Consider the following 23,518-nt stretch of genomic DNA (forward strand, 5'->3'; position numbering starts at 1 on the left):
TTTCACTCCTTCTCCTCGGGAGGCAGCAGCACAATGCGTCCGTCCTCCACCTGAACCCGGACCTTATTGGACGACTGTATGCCGATCGTTTGCAGCATATCGCCCGGTATTTGCAGCCGTCCTGACTTATCCAGTACGGCGTACTCCACATGGGAATCCTCTTCGTCCACTTGCACGCCCCGCTCCAGCTCCGCCAGCTCGTCGGCATACGATTTCTTGCGGATAATCTCCGAAGAGGTTTTGCCGTCGCGAATCGCTACGACGCGGTCCACCTTCTTCGCCAGCAGCGGATCATGCGTAACGATAACGACCGTAAGTCCCATCCGCCGGTTCAAGTCGCGGAACAAATCGAGAATCTGGTTCGCCATCTTCGTATCTACGGAACCGGTCGGTTCGTCCGCAAGCAGCATCTTCGGATTGTTCGCGAGTGCAATCGCGATCGCTACGCGCTGCTGTTCGCCGCCGGACAGCTGATTCAGCCTGTTCTTGATACGATGGCTGAGGCCGACCGCCTCCAGCAGCTCCAGCGCCCGCTCCCGCTTCCGTCTGCCCTGCAGCAATATCGGCAGCTCCACGTTCTCCAGCGCCGTAAGATAAGGAATCAAGTTCCTCGCATTGTTCTGCCAGACGAAACCGACGGTTTCCCGCTTGTATTTGACGAGATCCTTCTCGGTGAATTTGAGCAAATCTTTGCCGTCCACCTGAAGTTGGCCCGCCGAAGGGCGATCCAGCCCCCCCAGCATATTCAGCAGCGTCGATTTGCCGCTGCCGCTGTTGCCGATGATCGCCATCAGCTCGCCGGGCTCCACATGAAGATCCAACCCTTGCAGAGCTACGACTTCCAGGTCGGCGACCTTATATATTTTGACAAGGTTATCGCAATGTATCATGTTCTAATCCTCCCCGAGCTTCACAGCTTGATGAATTTTAATCCGCGACAGCATGGTGCCGAGAATGAACAGTCCCATCAGCAGCATCACGCTCACGATGATGTACAGCTGCAGTTGGTCGCGGGGGTCGAACGTCACCTGAAACGGCGGCACTTGACTTGACGATTGCAGCGAGAGCTGGAACATCGGCACGAATAACCGGCTCGTCAGACTGCCCGAGAGCAGCCCGATCGCGATAGCGGCCCCCGATGTCAGCAGCTGCTCGCCGATCAGCATAAAGATCAGCTGCCTGAACGATATGCCCATAGCCCGCAAAATGCCAAGCTGCAGCACCCGGCTCATGAGCGACAAAATCCAGTACAACAAAAAGCCGCAAAAGCTGATAACGATCGAAATAATAAACCCTAGCGTCATCACGCCGTTGATAGCCAGCAGAAACGGATCATTCTTGGATTTGATCAGCTCCTGTTTGGCGTCGGTCAGCTTGGTGACCGGGATTTTCTTCTCTTCCAGCGCGTCGTACAGCTGCTGGCTGGAAGCGTCCGGTTTCAGCTTCAGCCAGACGTCATACGGCTCGAGAGCCATATTATTCTGGATATAGGACAAATGGCCGACGATAAGCATCGGAGCCAGCACTTTCTTCGCTTTAGCGCCTGCCGCCGAGCCGCTTGAGCTTGCCGACTTATCCGCATACTTCGGATTCGGATTCCAGGACGGCCAATAATCGACGATGCCGTATATATTGAACATCGTGCTCTCTACCCCGTTCCACCCCGCGTACAGATGGTCGCCTACCTTCACATTGAACTGATCCGCTAATGTCCGGGAAATAAGCACCGCTTGCGGATTGGAAGCGAGCAGGTTCAAGTAGTCGTTAAAATAATGATCCAGCAGTCCGTCCCGCAGCCAGGCCGTATTTCCGAAATCGTCGGTATCGATCCCCATCATGGTGGCGGTTCCCTTCTCCTTGCCGACCGTAAATTGGGCCTCCGGCTTCGTAAACACTTTGGCCGCATGCTCGACACCCGGCAGCTGGGTCAGCGGCAAAAACGGCGGCTCGGAATACTGAATCTTTTTCTTCGGTTCCGGGATGACCGGGGTCGCCCCGGCGTCTTGATCATCCGCGTCATCCGATTCCTCCATATCCATTCCAGGCGGGGGCGCGTCATCCTCCCATTTGATCTGCATCGCGATATCGGCCCCGTTGCCGTACATGATTTTCTCTCCGGCATTTTTATTAATCGTTCTCGCTGCGCTTGCGCTGAACAGGCCCGTAGCCAGCGTAACACTCAGAAACACCATGATCGCCTGGTACTGCGTCGTCGACCGGCCTACCTGAAGCAGCGTCGAATATAGCGACGGAGGCCACAAACGGCGTCCGGCGCCGTAAATCCCGCGGATCATCCACGGATAAATGCGCAGCATGGCGAAGCTGGCTCCGAGGATGAATAGCGCCGGCACAAGAAACAGCAGCGGGTCCATCTGCAGATCGCTCGCCTCCAGGCCCAGCGATTGCATATCGGCCATTCTGCGCTCGAACGACTTCAGCCCGTAGAGCGCGATTCCGATCAGAATGAGGTCCAAAAAGTACTTGTGCCAAAACGAGGACTTGGATTGGCGGGCCATCTGCTGCTTATGACCGACGATGCTCGTTCTTGTGGCGAACAGCACGGGAAGCAGCGTCATTGCGAGCGAGCACAGCACCGCGATCATTCCGTATTGATAGGCTTCGCGGTTCAGCCGTACGTCCAGCGCCGCCCGCTGCACGAATTCGAGGAAGCCGTTGGAGGCCCCGAGCATCCGGGTTAAGGCAAGACCGGACATCGGGCCGGCGATGAGGGCGATGCCGCCCAGCAGCAGCCCCTCGACCGCGTATCCCAGAATAATCTGGAGTCTGCTCGCGCCCCGGCTGCGCAGAACGGCTATTTCGGTCTTCTGCCGCTCCGTAATCAAATTCGATACCATGAACAAATAGTACGCGAGCATAATCATGACCGGCACGTTCAGCGACCAGAGCATCGTCCGCAGCTTCTCTTCTTTGACATAATAACCGTTTAACGTCTGCAGAGCCGGAGCCTTCATCGAATAGTTGGGAAACTTCGAGCTAAGGAAATCTTCCGTCCGCTGATACGTCTGGATGAATCTAGGTATGGAATCCAGCTTCATCTGGCTGTAATCGACAGTCGTATACCAGATGCTGGAGCGCAGCATCAGCCGCTGCTCCTCGTTCACATTTTTCTCGAACCACGGGAATGCCGCGAGCAGGCTCGAGTTATAGCTCGACAACGCGTTGTACCAATACACGTCGTCGTACGATTTGCGGTCGATCACTCCGACGATTTTGAAACGGAACTTCTGCGGCGCCGCTTCGTCATCTATCTCATACTCCTGCCCTACGACCATCTTCAGATTCGTCAGCGCCTGATCGACAACTGCGACCTCGACAACGCCGTTCACCGGCTCCGCCGCCGGAAACTTGCCGTCGATCAGCCTGACGTGATCCTCCAGATCGCTCAGCGCGGTGATGTCGGCGAGCCGCTTGACCGTGCCGTCGATTTTACCGGCGTCCGCAGGCACCAGATTGTATTTGTCCGTCGCCCGTTCGATGACGTACGAGTTGATCGGAAGCTGAAAGCGCGGCTGCGCCGTATGAACCATATAATCGTCCGCATCGCGAATCGCTTGCTTCGCATCGGCAGGTTTAAGCTCCCCCGTAATGTAGGTGGACGTCCAGAAGATGCCAGGATACTGCAAAGTGTTTTCTTGCAGAAGCTCAAGGTCCTTCACCAGCAGCCGCTGCAAAATGGCGTTCGTATAAATGGGCATGCTGCTGACCAGTCCGACCGAGATGATCAGGCCCAGCAGCAGGCTGAATTCAAGCCATTTGTTTTTGATCATTTTGCGCATGATCATCACAAGAATTGCCAAGACCCGTCACCTCAATTGTTTAAAATCACCTTTTGCCCTTCCTTAAGCCCCTTGCGGATTTCCACCTCGGTGGCCGACACGATGCCTTTCTCCACGTCCACTTCTTTGCGGCTCTCTCCTTCCAACACCTGAACATAATCCCGCCCCAAATAGGAACGAAGTCCGACCTTCGGAATGACGAGGACGTTCTCCCTTTGCTCGGTCACGATGGAAATATCGGCATTCGTGCCGATCGTCACCTCGTCGGGAAGGCGATCGGGGACAATGACGATGGACTTGGCGTTTTTATCGGCGATCGCCTTCACATCGGATTGTGGAGCGGTAGCCGGAATCTGGACGACTTTCCCCTGAAGACTTGTCGATTTAATCTTTAATTCGGCCGTCATGCCTACCTGAATGCCGGTCAGATCGTTCGTATTGGCGGTTTCGTATACCAGCTTGATCGACTTGGGATCGGAGACGCTTACGATCGTTTTGTAAGCGGTTACCGCATCGCCCTGCTTAATCGAATCGATGTAAGTGACAATGCCGTCCACGTCGGAAATGAGCTTTGTTTTGGCCAATTGCTGGCGGAGCATATCAAGCTGTATTTCCTCCTTCTGGACGTCGAGGACTTTGGAACGAATGGCCAGAGCGTCTCCGCGCTTCTCATCCTTCGTCTGCTCCAGAGCGATCTTGGCTTTCTCCACGACCAGCTCCTGCTGACGGATTTTCCCCTCAATCTCTCCTTTGTCGAGCTCCGCCACTACATCGCCCTTCGCCACTTCCGAGCCGAGCATTACGTTGATTGCGGTCAATCTGCCTCCCGATTCGGGGTAGGACAAATACTGCAGCCTGTCGGAAGCGAAGGTGCCTACGCCGCTAATCTGCTTCGTAATGGTCCCTTTCTTCACTTCGTAAAGCTCGAAGTTTTCCTTGACGGGCTTGACCAGCGGCGGCTGCAGCGCCTGTTCTTCTTTGGGCAGCAGGCTGCAGCCCGGCAGCGCCAATACCGATGCGGCCAGCGCCGCCATAATGAACGGCTTATGCCGGTGATTAGCCTTCTTCCACAATGTGCCCATCCTCCAATGCGTATACTTGATCGACGATTTCCATAATCGCCGGATCATGCGTCGTTAAGACGATCGTCATGCCTTCCTGCTGGACGAGATCCTTAAACACCTTCATGACCTGCAGCCCCATCCGGCTGTCCAGCTCCGCGGTAGGCTCGTCGGCCAGCAGCAGCTTCGGGCGGTGAGCGATCGCCCGGGCAATGGCGACGCGCTGCTGCTCTCCCCCCGACATCTCATAAGGGCGATGCTTTATTCTCGCCTTCAGCCCGACAAAATCGAGCGCCTGCTCCGAATACTCCCGATACTTCGACGAAGGGACGCCGGCGATGCGCAAGCCGAATTCGACGTTCTCATAAGCCGACATATACGGCACCAGGGCGAAGGACTGAAAGATGAGGCCAAGCTGCGTGCGGCGCAGCTCGTTGCGCTTTTTGTCCGACATGACGGTGACGTCCTTTCCCATGAAATAGATCGCCCCTTCGGTCGGCCGGTCGAGCGCCCCGAGCATGTTCAGCAGCGTCGTTTTCCCGGAGCCGGATCGTCCTCTCAAAGCGACAAGCCGCCCCGCGGAAATGCTAAGATTGGCGCCGCGAAGCGCATGAACGGCCCCGCTTCCCTTACCGAAAGTCCGGGTTACGCCGAGCGCCTGGATAATCGGCTCCGCAGCGGATTGTTTCAATAACGGATAATTCATATCGATGGATTGCACCCCTTTTTCATGTAAGCGTTCTCTATCATAAATGTAACTTTTTCCATCGCATAAAAATAGACACCAATTTGTTAGGAATTGGTGTCTATTTGTTCTGTTCCTCGTATTCTTTCGGCGTGCATCCGACAATTCTTTTGAACGTCTTGGCAAACGCTTTGGCGTCGATGAAGCCGACGGCTTCCGCGACTTCATACACTTTCCGCTCGCCTGCGGTCAAAAGACGCTTGGCTTCGTCAATCCGGATGGCCGTAAGCGTCTCCGTCAGCGATTCGCCGGTTTCCTTGCCGTACAAATCGCTCAAATAGCTGCGGCTGAGCCTGACATGCTCGGCAATGTCGGATGTGCTGATTTGCAGATGATAATGACGCTCCATATAATGTATCGCCTTGCGGACGAACGGATTGCGCGAGACCGGCAGCGGCTTCGCTTGCAGCTGCCTAGCTAAAACGCGACAAGCCTCCGTCAGCCATGCCGCCAGGGAATCCATCCGCAGATGCGACTGCACGGAGACGGCCGTAACATACTTCCGCTCGAACGGCTCCAAATCCGCGGCCGTCTGCTGCCTAGCGAATGCGGCCGCCTGGCCGAGCAGCTCGTACACGAACGCGTACGCCGCATCGACGGCAGGCTGCAGCTGCAGCAGGCGCTCCCCGATTTGCCGGGACCAATAGTTCATCGCTTCTTCGTTCATCCCGGCAACGGCCCGCAGCAAATTTTGCTTCTCTTCCTGCGGAAGCAGCCCTTCCGCCGCTTGCTTCGCGAAGCCGTCGGCCGCTTCCCGGTCCGTCCCGTCCGCCGCCTCGTATCCATAGAAATAGCCGTGGCGCTTGCTCTCGTGCATCGCGATAACGTCTCTCAGCTGCTCGGCGCAGCGAATGCCCGCAACCTCGGTTATCAAGTACGACTCCGGCATGAGCCCGGCCTCTCCACCGAGAAAGTCCGCGAGCCCTCCGCCGTTCCCCGGCTTGTCATAGAAAAGCAGCAGCCGCTGTTCGCTCAGCGACACATAAGCGAGCGCATCAGGCCAGTGCCAACCGAGTACCGGCAGAGCTGCGCCGGGCGCGAAATAAATCATGAAGCTGGCCATTTCGGCGCCCGCCCCGAACCATTCGTTCGCCAGTTCTTCGTCAGGCTCCCCGCTGATCCACGTTTTTTGCAGCCTAAGGCCCCATTGGGCCTGCTTGGACTGCTGCAGTTCGCGATGCAGCCGCTCGCGCTGCGCTTTATCCGTCCGTTGGCTCTGCAGAGCTTCCCTGGCCTCGCCCAAAATAACCGCCAGCTGCTCCGGCTCCATCGTCGGCTTCAATATATAATCATGGGCCCCCCGCTTCATCGCTTCCTTTACATAGGCGAAATCGTCCAGGCAGCTGAGCACGACGATAGCGACATCCGCCCCCTCTTCCTTCAGCCGCTTGACCAGCTCCAAGCCGTCCATTCGGGGCATTAGAATATCGGTAACGATCAGATCGACGCGGCCGCTGCGCACAAACTCCCACGCATCCAGGCCATCGGCCGCTTCGCCCGCCCATTGCAGGCCGTGCTCCTCCCAGCGGATCATCGTTTTGAGCACTTTGCGCACGATCGGCTCATCATCGACAATCAGTACGTTCATCATGGGCTTATCCTACCTCGCTTTGATGCACCGGCAGCGTCAAACGTATCGTCGTTCCCTGCCGCGCCTTGCTTATAATGCTCATGTTATAGCCGTCTCCGTAATACAGACGGATTTTTTCCCGAATATGCTTCAGTCCGATACCGCTCATCCGCTCCCTCATCGCGGCCGCGTCGCTATCATGCCGCAGCGGCTCGCTCTCCATACCTATTCCGTTATCTTCTACTTGGCACAGCAGAAGCTCACGCTGCACGTCTAGCCAGATGCGGATAACGATAAGTCCCCCTTTTCGCCCCGGCTCGATTCCGTGAATAATCGCATTCTCAACTAAAGGCTGCAAAATCATGCGGGGAACGAGGCAGCCGTTAGTCAGCGAATCGACTTCGCATTCCAGCCGCACTTGATCGCCGTAGCGAAACGATTGAATTTCCATATAATCGCGAATCAGCCCGATTTCTTCGCGGATCGTGATGAAATCTCCCTTTTTCCCCAAGCTCGCCTGCAGCAGCCTTACCAGCGAGGTAACGACCTCGGCGATTTGCGGCGTATGATGCATCTTCGCCACCCATTTGATCGTATTGAGCGTATTATACAAAAAGTGAGGGTTCAGCTGATATTGCAGCGCTTCCATCTCCGCTTCTTTTTTCAACGATTCCTCTCTCTTTACCTGCTTGATCAGCTCTTCCAGCCTGTTGAGCATCTGGTTGTAGCTCTCTCCGAGCTCGCTCCATTCGCGGCTGCTTTTACGTACCCAATACGCTTTGAAATCGCCGAGCTCCGCCCGATTCATCAATGCGCGCAGATGCAGCATCGGGGTCGTAAAAAAATGACGAAACAAGTAAGCGCTTAAACCGATCACAAACAGCAGCAGCAGGATCGCCAGTGCGAGCGTCTGCCGAAAAGCTTGTCCGTGAGCATGCTCCAAGCTCTGCGGAGCTTCGATTCGCGACGTCCATACCGTCCCGGGCAGTTCCACCTTAAGCTGGGACCATACGGCATCGCCCTTCCACTGGGTCTGTCCGTCCTGCGCCGTCGCCCATTCCGGCTCTCGGACATCCCCGTTATAGGCCGAGGAGAACCTGCTGTACATCGTCGCGCCGTCCTGATCCAGCAGTTGGTTGCGCAGCAGCGGCCACTTGCCATAGATGTCTTTCATCAGCGAATCCATATCGATCATCATGTGCACCGAACCTCTGACCACATTCGTTTTGCGGTCCGCTACAGGCGCCGCATAGATCATTTCCGCCGGACCCGACACATCGTCCTCCGCCTGTCTGCGCACGATAACTCTATCCTGCTTCTGAAGCGCGCCCGGCTGAACGTCAAGCAGCGCGCCGGCCGCATCGGAGTTCGTGCAAATGATATAGCGTTTATCGTTCACCGCGACGCATAAATCCGATATATACGGCATCTGCGAGATTTGCTGTTTGATAAGCATGTCGGTATAGTCTCTGAGCGTCCTCTCCTCCGCCGAATCGCGGGTTAGCGAAGCGTCGGCCAGCCGCTGCACATAAGGATCGCCGCCAATGCTGCGGGCTATGCCGTCCAGCTCGGCAAACGTTTGCTTCAGTCTTTGCAGCGTCTGTTCGTGCAGACGCGCGACCTGTCCCGACATTTCGAGGCGCTCCTTCTCCGCCAATTGGCGGGAATAGAACGTAACGGTGGCAAGCACGGACAACGTGCATACGAGCAACACATAAATTAGCAGACGAAACATGCGCGTCTAATCTCCCGAAACCTCTCAAATTTGGAAAAAAACCCATGAGCCTTAAAGCTCACGGGTTTCATTTCGTTACGGCGTTCCTGCCATTTGAATCGCTTGAGCCGCAAGCTCGTCTTTATAGCTCGACATGCAGTTGCACAAGAAATCCTTGCGGCAAATCGGGCAAGGCTCTTTGAGCAGACGATTGACATGCGTCAAAACCGGTTCGCCGGATGCTGCTTCCTTCTCGAATATAAGTCGGCACGAAGTGCGGTCCTTCAAGTTCACCACAATTTCAAACAAACCATTTTTCTGGTTGTGGCTGACAATTTTGGCATCGACGACTTGTGGTTGATATGCCATTGATCTCAGCACCTCTCTTATGTATTTATCTTTGAATAATAGCTTGTTTTACTTATCCCCGTCAAGTAGATTGCCGATTCCCCCGAGAATGCTGCCTTCTTCTTTACGGCCGCCCGCGCGGGTAGCCGAAAGCACGCGGTCTGCCAGACGGCTGAACGGCAGCGATTGAATCCATACCCGTCCCGGCCCTCGCAGCGTGGCGAAGAATAAGCCTTCCCCGCCGAAAATAGCGGTCTTGATTCCTTTGACGAACTCGATATCATAATCGATATCCTGCGTCATGGCGACCAGGCAGCCCGTATCCACGCGGATCAGCTCTCCCGGAGCCAGCACCTTCTCGCAGATCGCCCCGCCGGCATGAACGAACGCCAGTCCGTCTCCCTCGATCTTTTGCATGATGAAGCCTTCTCCGCCGAAGAAGCCGGTACCCAGCTTACGCTGCAGAGCGATCCCTACCGATACGCCTTTGGCGGCGCAAAGAAAGGCATCCTTCTGGCAGATCAGCCTGCCGCCGAGCTGCGACAAATCCATAGGCAGAATATGCCCCGGATACGGCGAAGCGAAGGACACTCTCTCCTTCCCGCGGCCATGGTTCGTAAACAGCGTCATGAACAAGCTTTCGCCGGTCAACAGCCGTTTGCCCGCGCCGAACAGCTTGCCGACAAACCCCTTGTCATCGTCGCTGCCGTCTCCGAAAATCGTCTGCATATGGATGGAGCCGTCCATCATCATTAAGCTGCCCGCCTCGGCTACGACGCTTTCCCCCGGATCGAGCTCTATTTCCACATATTGCATTTCCGAACCGACAATTTGATAATCGATTTCATGAGCGTTCATTTGGCAATCCCTCCCGCTTCATACTATATCATACCTCGGCTTGGCAAGTCTTGCCTTGAGCAGCCTGGCTCAGACGGTCTTGGGACCGCGCTCCTCCTTGCGCTTTTTCCGCGCTTGGTACCGCTCCTCGGCGCTTGCGAACAGCTTAAGCTCCTCTTCGCTTTCGGGGATGACGGCGGGAACGGGAGTCGGCTTGCCCTCGTCGTCCAGCGCCACGAACGTCAGAAACGAGGTCGCCGTCGTCTTCCGCTCTCCCGTAAACAAGTTTTCGGACTGCACCTTGACGTAAACTTCCATCGAGCTGCGGTGCGTCCAGGAAACGAACGCTTCCAGCATGATGGCCTCCCCGACTCTTACCGGAGCGAGAAAATCGAGGCTGTCGCTGGATGCCGTAACGACGCCTCGCCGCGAGTGGCGCATGCTGGCAATCGTCGCGATTTTATCGATATACCGCATGACGACGCCTCCGAACATCGTCCCGTGATAGTTCGTATCGGAAGGAAATATAATATCGGTCATCGTCGAGCGTGACAAGCTTGCCGGTTTGGCTTCGTCAGTCATGATCCCGGACACCTCCTGTTGTTTTGACAAACAGCCTGCTCACGAAAAATAATTCGTTTAGTAGCTCAGCTTCAATAGAGCGGCGGCTTCGGCCGCCGTTTGACGAGCCTGCTGCACATCGTCCGCCGTGCTTAACGCAACCGCCATTCTGCGGCCTGCCTTGGTCTCCGGCTTGCCGAAGACGCGCACCTGCGTATTGGGAAGCGCCAGCGCCTGCCCGATGCCCTCCACGCGGAATTGCTGCCGTTCTTCCCCGGCCTTCAGCGTATGGGACGCTCCCGGCGTCAGCAGACGGATCGTCGGAATCGGGAAGCCGAGAATCGCTCTGACATGCAGCGCGAATTCGGACAAATCTTGCGTCACCATGGTCACCATGCCCGTATCGTGGGGCCGCGGCGACACTTCGCTGAAATACACCTCGTCTTTGCCCAAAAACAGCTCGACGCCGTAAATGCCCGTTCCGCCGAGCGCCTCGGTAATCGTTCCGGCAATCTGCCGGGCCAGCTCGATCTGCCGCTCGCTCATCGGATGAGGCTGCCAGGACTCGATATAATCGCCGTCCTTCTGCACATGGCCGATCGGCGCGCAGTACGTCGTTCCCGAAGCCGAGCGCACCGTAAGCAGCGTAATCTCCGATTCGAAATGAATAAACTGCTCGACGATGACTCGCGTCTTCTTGGCGCGGCCGCCTTCCATCGCATAGTTCCACGACGCCTCTACGTCGTCCGGCGTGCGGCAGACGCTCTGGCCCTTGCCCGAGGAGCTCATAATCGGCTTAATGACGCACGGCGTGCCTATTTTGGCGACCGCCGCCTCCAATTCCTCCAGGCTGTCGGCGAATTCATACTTCGCCGTCGGCAGCTGCAGCGTTTCCGCAGCCAACCGGCGGATGCCTTCGCGGTCCATGGTCAACCGCGCCGCCGTCGCCGTCGGAACGACGCGGAAGCCTTCTTGTTCAAGCTCGACCAGCACGTCCGTAGCGATCGCCTCGATCTCCGGAACGATCAGATCCGGGCGTTCCTGCAAGATCACCCGGCGCAGCTGCTCGCCGTCGAGCATATTGATCACATACGAGCGATGCGCCACCTGCATCGCCGGAGCGTTCTCGTAACGATCGACGGCAATCGTCTCGACTCCGAGCCGCTGGGCTTCAATGACGACTTCCTTGCCGAGCTCCCCGGAGCCGAGCAGCAGCATTTTCTTGGCCTGTCCTGATAATGGTGAACCGTACATGATTATCCTTCCTCCCGAAGCGAGAATACTTGCATCTGTAACCATTCATTTTCTTATGTATGACTGCACCGCCCGCAAGACCGGCGAATAAGCCGTGCGATTAGCGGAGCAGCAGTCTGCGCAGTATAGGGGCAAGCTGCCCGGCAAGCTCGGAAACGTCGGGTACGAGCACGCTGTGCCTTCCGTAAATATTTCTCATCGTTTCGCGTTCCGTGTCTTTAATAAACCCGCTGCCAATGAATACGCTGATGACCTCCACGCCCCGTCTTCTTGCCTGAAGAACGGCCTCGCACGTATCTACGATGCCTTCCTCATGATAATCGGAGGCCGACGGCTCTCCGTCTGAGAATACGAGCAGCACCTTCTGCTTCTCCGGTCGAGGCAGCAGCCTCTCCGACGCAATCCGGATCGCATAGCCGTCCCGGTTATCCTGCTCCGCCTGAAGCTGAAGCAGCTTGGCGCCGGCCGACGGGTCTGTCAGGCTGCCCGCGAAATCGGTAACGATCCGAAATACGTTCGGAGCGGCTTCCTCCGTCACCTCGTCCGCATCCTCCCAAAAGCCGATCACTTCATGCGGAATGCAAAGCTGAGTCAACGATTCGTGGAACAGCGCAATGCCGAGATGCGCCCGTTCCATTTTATCATACATGGAAGCGGAGCAGTCGACCAACAAGGAAAAAACGGCGTCGATCTCCGCGGCAGGCTGGCTGCGCTTGTAAAACAGCCGCGGCAGCGGCTCCCACGCGCTGCGCACCAGCTTGCGGCCGAGCCGCCCCGACAGCCGTTCTCCCCGCGGGGCGCTGCGTTTCTGCTCCATCGTCATTCGAATCGTCTTCTTCAGCTTGCTTGCGATCGGCTCCACCTGCCGCTTCATCTCCGCATAGTCCAGCAGCGCCCGCGAATCGGGCGCTTCCGCCTGCCTGTACACCGGCCTCGCCTTGCGGTTCAGCCGGCCGTACGGCTCAGCACCTCCGGCCGGACCGCCCTCAATGCGGTCCAGCGGCTCTAGCGACGGCAGCTCCGGCTCGTTCCGGTTCGCCGCCCGGGACGCTCCTTGCGCAATGCCGAGCGCCTGATCGTCGCTGTCCGCTTCGCGAACGTGGTCGCTTAACAGGTCGGTGCCGGAGCCCTGCTCGATATCGAAGCGGAGCAGCGTCTGCTCCTGCTTCTTCGTCTCGCGATGCCAGTTCGGCAGCTTCTCGCCCTTCTGCTGCGGCTCCTCCCGTTTCTCCAGCGGCAGCGTCTCGCCGCTCTTCAGCTTCTTCTTGCGCTTCAGCTCGCCGATATAGTCCCAGGACAGCGGCTGCACGGTCCCGTTATGGCGAAGCAGCGAGTAATAGCCGACCCGGCAATCGCTCTCCATGGAGCCAAGCTCCATCCACCGCTCCACGACGCTTTGGCACAGCTGCGCCGCCTCGACCGTGCTTCTTAGCGACGAGACGGCCCGCAGCCAGCGATTCAGCGGCTCCAGCAGCTGCGGGGAGCCTTGAGCCGTAAGCAGCAGCGATTCCGCCGCTTGTCCGTGCAGCAAGGCGGCTGCGGCGCACAGCAGAGCGTCGCTCAGCTCCTTGCGGCCGAAATGCCCGTCGCTCTTGGCCGCATAATGCTTGGCGAGAATCTGGCTGCGCAGCTTGAAACCGGAGGCGGTCCCCGGCCTGAGTCGGATGCAGATAGCCGTTAACCGGATTTCCTCGCACAAGGCCAGCAACTGCCGCGCCAGACGGGACAGCAGGTGGCCTTCGGACCAGTCCAGGTAGCCGGCCACGGCCCGCGAATCCGTAAACCACGCGCTGCCTGCGGCCCTTAAATACACATCCGTCTTCATTCCGGCCAGCTTCGTCTCCTCCGGATAATAGCTCCAAAACTGGCTGACCGCAATCATCTTTTCCCGATCGTCATAGAAGGAATGATAGGAAAACTCCAGCCGCAGCTCCTCCAGCCCGGACAGCGCCTTGGCCAAATCCAGCAGCTGCATGTGCAGAAACGCGTCTACCTCATTTTCAACAAAACGCATAAGCTCTCCTTATTACCCGCCGGTTATCGCATTTCATCCGAAATACGTTTCCGCGAGGTTGTTCACCAATGCCTGCTCCCGCTCGTCGTCCAGCTTATCGGCGATCGCTCTGCGGACGGCCCGCAGCGGCGCCATGTAGGCGGCCAAATCGCACGCATCCAGCAGCGCCCGTACGGATGCCGCTTCATCGGACAGCTGCCCGGAACGGATCTGCTCCTGCAGCTCCGCGGCCAGACGGACGAAGCGCCGCAGCTGATCGTCCGCCGACAAATGCGAACGTTCCTTCAGCAGCTGCAGCAGTTTGTCGCCCGCTAGATACGGGACGTCGACGACGACAAAGCGGTTTTTCAACGCTTCATTCATCGGCACCGTTCCTACATAACCGATATTGACCGCGGCAATGACGCGAAATCCTTCCTTGGCGCGGATCACTTCGCCCGTGAACGGGTTGGTTATCGTTCTCCGATGATCGAGCACGCCGTTAATAAGCGGCAGCGTCTCCGGCTTGGCCATATTCACCTCGTCGATATACAGCCAATGCCCCCGGGTCATCGCCTTGACGATCGGCCCGTCCACAAACTTCACTTGAGACTGCCCCTGCAGAACCTCCAGCGTTTTGAAGCCGATCAATCCCTCCGCATCGAGATCGACCGAGCAGTTGACCGAATGCAGCGGATAGCCGAACAAGTAGGACAACGTTTCCGCCAGCCGCGTTTTCCCCGAGCCCGTCGGGCCTTTGAGCAGCACGTTTTTCCCGAGTGCCAGCGCTACGATCGCATCCTCCAGCACGTGGTCATCGGGCGATTGGTAGGCGTCCTCGCCGATTAAAGCGAGCGACTCCGCATCCAGCGAATGGCGGAGAAACTCCCTCTTCTCCAGTATTTGTTTCAGCAGAGGCGCGGGAAGCTTCGAATCCGACCATCGGTCTGTAACTATCATGTTATCTAATCCTCTCGTTTAAAGCGTCTTTTACCTATCGTTGTTATACTGCAACAACCGATATTTTTCAACCGTTTATGTCAAATTGAGCGGCAAAAAAGCTTGACTCGTCACTCCGCCGTCAGCTTGGCGGACAAAGGTTCAATTTGTTAACGCTGTATTTTCCATTTTTTCACCGCGGATACATGCCAAATCATTCGTTAAGCTGTATAATAACATCAATGAATCCATCCGCTTGCTCGGATCGGATAAATCCGAATGGGAAATGCTGATCTTAGGCTTTTCTGAAAAGGGCTTACTTTTATCAAGTAACTTATGTTAAACTATAATCATGAAGGAGATGATATCCATGGCCGATCACGATTATCAGCTTTGTCCCAAATTCGAAGCTGCATTCGAGCTGCTCGGGAAACGCTGGACAGGCTTGATTATCCAGTCGCTGCTGAGCGGTCCTCGACGCTTTAAAGATATTTCGGAAATGATTCCGGGAATGAGCGACAGAATGCTGGCCGAGCGATTCAAAGAGCTGGAAGCCTCCGGCATTATATACCGTCACGTCTACCCCGAAACTCCCGTACGGATCGAATACGAGCTGACGGATAAAGGGAAGGCCTTGCAGCCCGTCATGGCGGAAGTTCATTTATGGGGCGAACAGTGGTTGAAATAAGACGTACAAAAAGACGATCCGTCACCGGTCGCCTAGTTTCATTCCATTTCTCCGCCAAAGTCAGTCCGCTGCAAAAGCGTCTGCGCGGCGGTATATCATCGGCTGCTGATTCGGGCACTGTTCTGCTCGCCTGTCGGCAGCTGATTTTTATGTGGTTTCGCGGTATTGTTTGCTTTTCTTCTGCTCCACTTGTTTACGCATGATCATCACGATCAATTGATCTAATTCCTTGCTCTTCTCCACGACATCAGGACTTGTCAATTCATAGCCGTTCACAGAAATCAATTGTTCCAAAGCCCTATTGCACAAGCGGATTTTACGCTCTAATTGAGCCGAGACCAGCATGGAATCAACCTCCCTGTGTTCATCAATTTGACACGACTCTTCGACAAATACAAGCTTGTCCTTCATTGTTTTTTCAGTTACAGTAAATATACTGTATATACTGATTATCTATATTATGATGGAATAGTTTTAAAAAAGTTGCAGACTTTGGATGCTTTTTGGCTAAAATTCTTCATACTTTCCTAACAATGTCACCTTTGAAATAAATATTTTTTTGGAGGAGGAATTCATGTCAACCATTTTATTGATTGAAGACGATCAAAGCATTGCCGATATGATTTCCATCTACTTATCGGAAGAGAATTATAAAGTCCGCTTCGCTCCCGACGGCAAACAGGGCAAGCAGCTGTTCGAAACGGTTCATCCCGATGTGATTATCCTGGATGTCATGCTGCCCGATATGAACGGAATCGAGCTATGCCGCGAATTCCGGACGCTGTCCTCCGTTCCGATTATGATGATATCGGCCAAAAGCGAAGTGTCCGAGCGAGTCAAAGCGCTTGTCATCGGCGCCGACGATTATTTATGCAAGCCCTTCAGCATGAGAGAGCTGGCCGCGCGTACGGGAGCCCTTCTGCGCAGATCGACCATGAATAAAGCCTCCTCGGAACCGGTGCGCGCCGAAGCCCGAACCATACGGGTCGATACCGAGAAACGCTGCGTATACGGCCGTAACGGCATTGTGGAGACGACTTATTCGGAGTTCGAGATGATGAAGCATTTTTGGCTGCATCCGGGCAAAGTGTTTTCCAGGGAGGAGCTGCTCAATAAAATTCGCGGTATCGACTCATTCGTAACCGAGCGCTCGGTCGATGTACATATAACCAATTTGCGTAAAAAAATCGAGGAGGATCCGAAAGATCCCAAGCATATTAAGACGGTGTGGGGCGTAGGCTATAAATTCGAGCCCTAAAAGGGTGGCGAAAAAGTCCGCTGCGGCGTCCATTCGATCCTCCAATCGTTGTTGAAATCGGATTCTTTGGTCTCGGCAAAGAACAAATCCCCCAAAAGCCATCCATGCCGCCGACGCGGCACCACAGACAATGGAAATGGGGTACCAAGAGTAATTTCCAGGGTAGTGACGTGATGCTCTGAAGCTTATTCCAATTACTTTCGGGGAGCCCCCGGATATCCACAGGAAATGGCTGCGCATCATTTCCTAAACAAAAATAAAACTCCTGACCGGCCAAGCGGCGCCGTCAGGAGTTTTTTTGCCGTTACCGGCGCGTATTCGTATCGCTTGGGAATACACGCTGGATCATCGTATTGAATTCGTTCATATAGACGGATGCATCGACGCCTTTACCGCTTTCCGCTTCGTAAAAACGAATACGCTGCACAAAATTCGGATTAGCCGAAGCATACACTCTCTGCACTGAAGGCTGCAATGCCATGATCTGCCCGGTTATCCGGCTGGCCGTCGAATGGCTGAGTCCGCCAGTCTCGGTCCAGTTAATCCGGTTCGCCCCCTTATCGGTTCCGAATAAACCCACTCCGCCTTTCGGGCTGAAGCTGTGTGCTTTCATGTCTTGATGCGCTTCTTTATCGACGTCATGGCCGTCCATCACCAAAGCGACGTAAGCGTTGTTCTCGGTAAACAGAACCGTAGCCTTATCGATGCCCGGCATTTGCTCCAGGCGGGACGAGATCTCCGGAGCGAAACGAAATGTTTTCGTTAGGTGAGGATTGGTCATATCCAGCTGCCTAAGAGCTCCCGGGTTGTCCGGCTGCGGACCGGAGTTCTGCTGCTTCTCCCACTTCGGTTTGACTCCCAGAGTCTCATTCTCGTTATTCAGGCTGCTCCGATCGTACAACGCATGATGATCCTTGGATTCCAAACCCCCGCCCAGCTGTTTGTTGCGGTTCTCGTTACAGCCTGCGACGGCAAACAACAGCCCTGCCGCCAGGCCGATCCGCCCTATCGTAATAAGCATATGTATCCTGCGCATGGTCACCCTCCTCTGTTACTCGTCGGTTACATGATTAGGATGAGTTATGCGCGGGAAAATATGCAGCAGTACGTTAAAGAACGAAAAAAGGAGCCGCTTATCGAATCATAAGGGCTCCCTTATCATTAACCGTTATCGTCCCGGCCAAGCGTCCGGTCGAGTTCCTCCAGCAGCTTGCGGACCGCTTCCTCCGAACGTTCCGGAGCTTGCTTGAACCGGAGAAGCTGCTCCTGAAGGCTGGCTCCGATTTCCTCGCTTTCGCTTTCCTGCTCCGTATAGGAAGGGTCGAACCATACGTAATCCCCGTCGGGACCGTTGCGCAAAAACGCCTTCTTCCAGTGCTCCGGATAATCGAAAGACTGCTCGCCGAAAACCAGTCCCAATACATCGTCGCTGTCGATCGGCATCAGATGGTGAAAGCTTTCTTCCCCGCTGCTCTCGGGCCCTATCGCCGCAATTTGTTTATGAATATAAGCATAGTGGAGATAATGCTCTCCCGTCAATTTATCCTTGGCGACTTCATACAGCTCGAGCGAATCCTCCTTAAGCTGCTTGATCGTCTCCAGACGCTCCTGAAGCCACTCGGATGGGACTCGTCTCATTTCAACGAATGACATAACCATAGTCTTCTCACTCCTATTGTCTGCCTAATGCTAATGCCTTCGTTATCGCTTGACGGCACCGGGCCAGCTTTAAAGACCTAGTTCCAATCCAACTTGACCACTTCTCCGCTTCGGGAGGATTCGTAGATCGCTTCGAGCACCATGCTGTTGGTTAATCCGGACAGACCGGACGTGAGCGGCTCTTTGCCGTCGCGAATGCATTCCAGGAAATGCCGGCTTAACCGGACGCGCGAGTTTTCGTCGCCTTCTTTTCCCGGTTGCAGCTCGACATCGGCCGTACGATCGAACAACTCCGTATGCAGCTTGCCTTTGCCGCCGCGCAGCGATGCTCCGCCTTCGGTCCCCATCACGTAGATGTACGGTTGGTTGTCCAGCATGTCGGTGTGGGCCGCCCAGCTCACATCCAGCGAAAGGGTGCTTCCGTTATCCATCTTGATCAGCGCCGTCGCCAAATCTTCGACGTCGTAGCTGCCGTTCCAATCCGGCGTTCCCCAGGTGCCGATGCCGCGGCGCTTCGGTCCGAACTCGGCGTAAGTCGTGCCGAATACCGATACCGGCTTCGGATTGCCCATAAAGTGCAGGGACAGATCCAGCATATGAACGCCGATATCGATCAGCGGGCCGCCGCCCGATTTGGACATTTGTGTAAACCACGTCCCCCAGCCCGGGATGCCTTTGCGACGAAGCCAGCCTGTTTTCACATTATAAATATGACCCAACGCGCCCTTGTCAATTTGCTCTTTCAGCTGCATATGAATCGGTTCCCACCGCATTTGATGAGCCATCATCAATGTTTTGTTCGATTTCTTATGCGCTTGGACAATTTCTTTGGCCGAAGCGGCATTGATCGCCATCGGCTTCTCCAGAAGCACGTGCTTTCCGGCGTTAAGCGCCTGTATGGCAATGGCGGCATGCATCTCGTTAGGAACGGCGATAATTACCGCGTCTACATTCGCATCCTGAAGCAGCTGCTTATAGTTCGCATAAACATGAGGGATTCCATGCTCCTTCGCTCTCGACTCCGCCAGCGGCAGGAATGCGTCGGCAATGGCGATAACCGCCGCTTCCGGCAGCTTCTTCAGCTCGTTCAAGTGAACGTTCCCGATGTTGCCGGCCCCGATCAGGCCGATCTGTATTTTGTTATTGGCATCCATGGCCATTCCATCCTCCCATCAATAAAACGCTATTCGTAAACCGATCTTAAATATACCACATGGCCGTAATTTTTTGCTATGCCGAAAAAACGGCTTGAAGCGCAGAAAAGCGCATTCAACGCCGTTTTAGCATTCACAGAATCCCCATATCCTTCGCCTTCTGCGCGGCTTCCTTGCTGCTTTTGCCGCCCAGCTTGCGCAAAATATTGCCGACATGGACCTTAATCGTACGGATCGATACGACGAATTTATCGGCTATTTGCGTCTGGGTATGCCCCTTCTCTATCAAATCCAGCACCTGGATTTCCGTCGGCGTCAGCAAATTTTTCAGTTCTTTGACGCGGACTTCATGCTCCAGCCGCTTAAGCCGTTTGAACTCCTCGCGCATTTGCGCGGCTACGCTCGGATGAATCGAGCTCCGGTTCGCATAGGCGTTGCGGATCGCCTGAGGAATTTCGGTGAAATTGGACTTCACCATATAGTCGACCGCCCCGACCTTGAAGGCTTCGAAGATCAGCTCCTTCTCCTCCATCGACGTCAGCATGATCACTCGGGCTCCGGTGCATTGGACGATTTCGGCCGCTGCCCAAATCCCGTCCGGGCTATCCGACATCATAATGTCCATCAGCACGACGTCCGCCTCCACCTGCTCAAGCAGCTCTACGGCCTCCTGACCGGAAGAAGCGGTGCCGACGATGCCGATATCGCCTTCTTTGCTCAAGTAGCCGGTCAATCCGCGAAGCCAGTCCTGATCGTCCTCCACGATGACGACACGTATGACGCTCATCTTCCGCGGCCCCCCTTCTTTTTGGGAAAGTTAATGAATACCGATGTCCCTGCCCCCTGCTTGCTGTCTATCGTCATGCTTCCTTTGTGCTTTTGAACGACAGAATAACAGTACGACAAGCCGAGACCGAAATTAAGCTTTTTCCCCGATTTGGTCGTATAAAAAGGATCGAAAACTCGCTTCAGCTGTTTTTTGTCCATCCCTGCGCCCGTATCCTTGATTTCGACCGTGATGTTCCGTTTCGATTCCGTCAGCCTTACGGTAAGCCGACCGCCCTGCGGCATCGCCTCCACCGCATTGGTCATCACGTTAGTGAATACTTCCGATAGCTGGGCGCGGTCCCCGCGAATGCTGCCGGTATAGCGCAGCTCCCTGACGGCTTCGACGGAACCGAGCGAGGGCGCCATAATCGCTTCCATACTTTGCTCCAGCAGCCGGTCCAGCCGCAGCTCCTCTTCATGCAAAATAACATCCTGCGTCTGACCTTGAATCCGGTAAATCATATCATAAATATGCTGGGAAGCGTTCATAATGACCTCGATATCCTGCGTCAGCTGCTCCTCATCCGCTTGCCCGGCCTCCGACTTGATCTTTTCGCTGAACAGCCGGATTTTGCCTACGTCGTTTTTGATCGCATGATTGAGGATGGCCGTCCCGGACGTAATCGCCCGCAGCGTGTAATCGAGCTTCTGGTTTTGAATTGAAATTTGCAATCCCATAAAACCGTAGCGAAAGCTGGAGAACAAGATGACCGTTAGGGTAAACCCGATCACCCAGGCATTATACCGCCACCATTCGTACAATCCGAAATACGTAGGAAGAACATATAAGGTAAATAAGGCAAAAAACAGCGTAGGCGCCGCAGCCAGCGTCGTCAGCATCCGGTGCTTGCGCAGAAACGAATTTCTCTCTTTCACCGTTGCGTGAATCAAAATAGCAATCCCTGCTAAAATATACGGCGTCGTCCACAGCGTAACGAACCGATATGGAATCGGATCATCGGCCGACGGCTCGAAGGCGAACGAAACCAGCACAGGGATGAGCAGCGCCCAAGGCACCCATCTTTTCCGCAGCGACCATGAGGAATAATGGGGATGATACACTACGGTGAACATAAGAAACGTATAGGGCAAGCCGTAATAGCAGACGAGCGAGCAGATTGTTTCCGCCTGCGTCATCATCCCGGCAACGGGCTCGGTCAGCCAGCCTTGATCATAGAAGAACGGCATGACGTCATCATGTATGACCGCCGAAAGCCCCCCCGACCCTCCAGTGAAAGCGATGCTGGCAATCCAGCGCGTCGTCTGCCGCTTCGGGTCCGTCACGATCAGCAGGAGACCGATGGTCCACAAACCGATAAGCACAAACAACATCGAAACCGACACTCCAGTCAACCTATATGCGAATCCCGCTTGCAGTCCGCATCTCCCGAAAACCGGGGGTTATTTTTTAGCACATCAGGTCGAACCTCTTTGAAGGGACGTCGATAGACGTTTTTCTCATACGGAATATTCGCTTTTCAACTGCTCCAGCTCCTGGATGCTGCGCTCCGCCCATTTTACCGTTTGCCGAAGCATATGCAGCTCAAGGTCCAGCGACTTCTTCAGCGAACCGGCGTAATCCGGAACCTCGCCCCGGTACGGCTTGATCGTGTACAAAGGCATAAGGGCAATCTCCCCAAAAGCTAACGCGCGGCGCTGATGAAAAAAAGCAACGTCCGGGTTCATGGGATTGTGCAAATCGCCTTGAGTCGGATGCTTCAAGACCGCCAATATTTTCACCGCAGCCTTGGATGCCGAAGACATCTCTACGATTTCACCGATATATTCTCCTGTTTTATATTCCGCCGTGACCAAACTTCCGATAGCAAGTGAATCGTTCATGGGCTGCCCCTCCTAATCTTGTAATGAAGCTTCAAACCAGACCAGCAGTTCTCCTACGTCCTGCATCCGGTATTTCTTCTGCATCCGTTGACCGCCGCCGGACACATTGACGATGCAAGGGACGCTCTCGATTTGCCAGCTTTGCGCCAGCTCCGGGCAAAAGTTGGCGTTGCATTTCACGATGGGCAAATTTCCCCGGATCGCCGTAATGACTTGAAGCATCTTCTCCGTAACCTTGCAAGTACCGCACAGCGGCGTAAAAAAATAAACGAACAGGCGCCCTTCCTCCCGTTCCAGCCACTGTCTCACCTGCACTTCCGTCCACTCTTCCACGCCGTCTTAACTTCCTTTCCTTCCGAGAAGCCGAGCGCTTGGCATGTATGGATGCAGCCCTCTCCTCAGTCATCATACGTTTCAACGGGAAGCCGCGTTCCCTTGGCGCTCCAATCGTTCCATGCTCAGCGCCAAATGCTCCAGCAGGCTGGGGATATCGTCAATCTGACGTTCGTCCAGCTTTCGGGAAAATTGGACCGTCACATGGTTGGTGCGGACGGACGGCTCCTGTCCGTATACGGTTTGCACGACTTGAAGGATCGACGGAGCTTCCCCCCAAATCGAACGGAGGATCGCCTCCGCCTCTTCGCAATCGCGGGCCGGTTCCTGGATCGGGTATACAAATTCCAGCTCCAGACTGCAGCCGGGCTGCTTGCCCTGCTCCGCGAGCAGCTCCGCCGACAAATCGGCTAGCGATGCCTTCAAGAAGAAGCTTCCCTTCACCGCTCCGTCAGGCTTCCTCACCGCCTCCATACCAAAGCTGCGCGACATGGCGGACAGCTCGACGCGGTCGGTCCGATTCACGATTTGCAGCTCCCCGCTCAAATCCATATCGTACATCGCGCCTTCAAACACGACCTTCAAATTGTCAAAAATCGTAGGGTCGAACATCATGCACCTTCATTCCGTTAACTTGAGTATATAATATTTTTCGCTTGCTTCCTATGGGACAAATCAGTACAATGATATCATCCAATTCAAGGAAGGTGTACAGCATGTCGGATGTAAATCAATCGAACGAATCCGGTGAAGAACCGAAAAAGATCAGCCTCGCCGACGCGATCAAAAACAAGCTTGCCCAGAAAAAACAAGCTCAGCACGATGCAAAATCGAATCCTCAGCAGCGGGCCGGCAACAGCGCTGTCATGCGAAGCCAAAACAACAAAAAACCGAACAACCAGCGCCGCCGCACCGGCGGAAGCTAAGCGACATACCG

24 protein-coding genes are annotated in these 23,518 nt (G+C 55.1%); 3 read left to right on the forward strand and 21 right to left on the reverse strand.

From position 1 onward, the window contains the following. Positions 1-2: 2 nt before the first annotated feature. The 12 genes from SK3146_RS03735 to SK3146_RS03790 all read right to left on the reverse strand — a co-directional run bounded on the left by SK3146_RS03735 (position 3) and on the right by SK3146_RS03790 (position 14,840). Positions 3-890, reverse strand: coding sequence for an ABC transporter ATP-binding protein (locus SK3146_RS03735; RefSeq protein WP_249863816.1), 888 nt, complete (start codon positions 888-890; stop codon positions 3-5). A gap of 3 nt (positions 891-893) precedes the next feature. Next, positions 894-3,818, reverse strand: coding sequence for an ABC transporter permease (locus SK3146_RS03740; RefSeq protein ID WP_249863817.1), 2,925 nt, complete (start codon positions 3,816-3,818; stop codon positions 894-896). 11 nt (positions 3,819-3,829) lie between these two features. After that, positions 3,830-4,927 carry an efflux RND transporter periplasmic adaptor subunit gene (locus SK3146_RS03745; protein ID WP_249863818.1) on the reverse strand — a complete coding sequence of 366 codons (1,098 nt, stop codon included), beginning with the start codon at positions 4,925-4,927 and terminating at the stop codon, positions 3,830-3,832. Further along, positions 4,854-5,564 (reverse strand): ABC transporter ATP-binding protein, encoded by a 711-nt coding sequence (locus SK3146_RS03750; protein ID WP_249863819.1) that lies wholly within the window; start codon positions 5,562-5,564, stop codon positions 4,854-4,856. Before SK3146_RS03750 ends, SK3146_RS03745 begins: the two co-directional genes overlap by 74 nt. Positions 5,565-5,664: 100 nt before the next feature. Further along, on the reverse strand, positions 5,665-7,194 hold the full coding sequence (locus SK3146_RS03755; RefSeq protein WP_249863820.1) for a response regulator transcription factor: 1,530 nt from the start codon (positions 7,192-7,194) through the stop codon (positions 5,665-5,667). A gap of 4 nt (positions 7,195-7,198) precedes the next feature. Continuing rightward, positions 7,199-8,908 (reverse strand): sensor histidine kinase, encoded by a 1,710-nt coding sequence (locus SK3146_RS03760; RefSeq protein ID WP_249863821.1) that lies wholly within the window; start codon positions 8,906-8,908, stop codon positions 7,199-7,201. Between the two features lie 75 nt (positions 8,909-8,983). Beyond that, the gene (locus SK3146_RS03765) at positions 8,984-9,256 is read right to left on the reverse strand and encodes a hypothetical protein (RefSeq protein ID WP_249863822.1); all 273 of its coding nucleotides are present in this window, start codon (positions 9,254-9,256) and stop codon (positions 8,984-8,986) included. 48 nt (positions 9,257-9,304) lie between these two features. Then, positions 9,305-10,093: a TIGR00266 family protein gene (locus tag SK3146_RS03770; protein WP_249863823.1), complete on the reverse strand. Its 789-nt coding sequence runs from the start codon at positions 10,091-10,093 to the stop codon at positions 9,305-9,307. A 69-nt stretch (positions 10,094-10,162) separates the two neighbouring features. Then, entirely contained in the window at positions 10,163-10,654 is a 492-nt protein-coding gene (locus tag SK3146_RS03775; protein ID WP_249863824.1) for an acyl-CoA thioesterase, read from the reverse strand. A gap of 57 nt (positions 10,655-10,711) precedes the next feature. After that, a complete protein-coding gene (purT, locus tag SK3146_RS03780) occupies positions 10,712-11,887 on the reverse strand; it encodes a formate-dependent phosphoribosylglycinamide formyltransferase (protein ID WP_249863825.1) in 1,176 nt (391 codons plus the stop codon). Between the two features lie 100 nt (positions 11,888-11,987). After that, a complete protein-coding gene (locus SK3146_RS03785) occupies positions 11,988-13,901 on the reverse strand; it encodes a nitric oxide reductase activation protein NorD (RefSeq protein WP_249863826.1) in 1,914 nt (637 codons plus the stop codon). Between the two features lie 33 nt (positions 13,902-13,934). After that, positions 13,935-14,840: an ATP-binding protein gene (locus tag SK3146_RS03790; RefSeq protein WP_249863827.1), complete on the reverse strand. Its 906-nt coding sequence runs from the start codon at positions 14,838-14,840 to the stop codon at positions 13,935-13,937. A gap of 349 nt (positions 14,841-15,189) precedes the next feature. Here SK3146_RS03790 and SK3146_RS03795 point away from each other — a divergent pair, with 349 nt between their 5' ends. Next, positions 15,190-15,507 (forward strand): winged helix-turn-helix transcriptional regulator, encoded by a 318-nt coding sequence (locus SK3146_RS03795; protein ID WP_249863828.1) that lies wholly within the window; start codon positions 15,190-15,192, stop codon positions 15,505-15,507. Between the two features lie 147 nt (positions 15,508-15,654). Here SK3146_RS03795 and SK3146_RS03800 read toward each other — a convergent pair whose 3' ends face one another. Next, positions 15,655-15,918: an aspartyl-phosphate phosphatase Spo0E family protein gene (locus tag SK3146_RS03800; protein WP_249863829.1), complete on the reverse strand. Its 264-nt coding sequence runs from the start codon at positions 15,916-15,918 to the stop codon at positions 15,655-15,657. 163 nt (positions 15,919-16,081) lie between these two features. On the opposite strand from SK3146_RS03800, the gene SK3146_RS03805 reads away from it, so the two are divergent. Next, positions 16,082-16,765: a response regulator transcription factor gene (locus SK3146_RS03805; protein WP_249863830.1), complete on the forward strand. Its 684-nt coding sequence runs from the start codon at positions 16,082-16,084 to the stop codon at positions 16,763-16,765. Between the two features lie 304 nt (positions 16,766-17,069). On the opposite strand, the gene SK3146_RS03810 is transcribed toward SK3146_RS03805, so the two are convergent. The 8 genes from SK3146_RS03810 to SK3146_RS03845 form a co-directional block, all read right to left on the reverse strand. Next, a complete protein-coding gene (locus tag SK3146_RS03810; protein WP_249863831.1) occupies positions 17,070-17,801 on the reverse strand; it encodes a YhcN/YlaJ family sporulation lipoprotein in 732 nt (243 codons plus the stop codon). 125 nt (positions 17,802-17,926) lie between these two features. Continuing rightward, positions 17,927-18,424 carry a hypothetical protein gene (locus SK3146_RS03815; RefSeq protein WP_249863832.1) on the reverse strand — a complete coding sequence of 166 codons (498 nt, stop codon included), beginning with the start codon at positions 18,422-18,424 and terminating at the stop codon, positions 17,927-17,929. Between the two features lie 77 nt (positions 18,425-18,501). Then, on the reverse strand, positions 18,502-19,578 hold the full coding sequence (locus tag SK3146_RS03820; protein WP_249863833.1) for a Gfo/Idh/MocA family protein: 1,077 nt from the start codon (positions 19,576-19,578) through the stop codon (positions 18,502-18,504). 133 nt (positions 19,579-19,711) lie between these two features. After that, positions 19,712-20,365: a response regulator transcription factor gene (locus tag SK3146_RS03825; RefSeq protein WP_249863834.1), complete on the reverse strand. Its 654-nt coding sequence runs from the start codon at positions 20,363-20,365 to the stop codon at positions 19,712-19,714. Next, the gene (locus SK3146_RS03830) at positions 20,362-21,738 is read right to left on the reverse strand and encodes a sensor histidine kinase (protein WP_249863835.1); all 1,377 of its coding nucleotides are present in this window, start codon (positions 21,736-21,738) and stop codon (positions 20,362-20,364) included. Before SK3146_RS03830 ends, SK3146_RS03825 begins: the two co-directional genes overlap by 4 nt. A 126-nt stretch (positions 21,739-21,864) precedes the next feature. Continuing rightward, positions 21,865-22,248 (reverse strand): kinase-associated lipoprotein KapB, encoded by a 384-nt coding sequence (locus SK3146_RS03835; protein WP_249863836.1) that lies wholly within the window; start codon positions 22,246-22,248, stop codon positions 21,865-21,867. A gap of 12 nt (positions 22,249-22,260) precedes the next feature. Next, a complete protein-coding gene (locus tag SK3146_RS03840; RefSeq protein ID WP_249863837.1) occupies positions 22,261-22,581 on the reverse strand; it encodes a thioredoxin family protein in 321 nt (106 codons plus the stop codon). Positions 22,582-22,662: 81 nt separating this feature from the next. Beyond that, positions 22,663-23,196 carry a hypothetical protein gene (locus tag SK3146_RS03845; RefSeq protein WP_249863838.1) on the reverse strand — a complete coding sequence of 178 codons (534 nt, stop codon included), beginning with the start codon at positions 23,194-23,196 and terminating at the stop codon, positions 22,663-22,665. A gap of 101 nt (positions 23,197-23,297) precedes the next feature. On the opposite strand from SK3146_RS03845, the gene SK3146_RS03850 reads away from it, so the two are divergent. Next, positions 23,298-23,507: a hypothetical protein gene (locus tag SK3146_RS03850; RefSeq protein ID WP_249863839.1), complete on the forward strand. Its 210-nt coding sequence runs from the start codon at positions 23,298-23,300 to the stop codon at positions 23,505-23,507. Positions 23,508-23,518 lie beyond the last annotated feature (11 nt).

The organism is Paenibacillus konkukensis (genome assembly GCF_023523925.1).
Lineage (GTDB): Bacteria > Bacillota > Bacilli > Paenibacillales > NBRC-103111 > Paenibacillus_S > Paenibacillus_S doosanensis.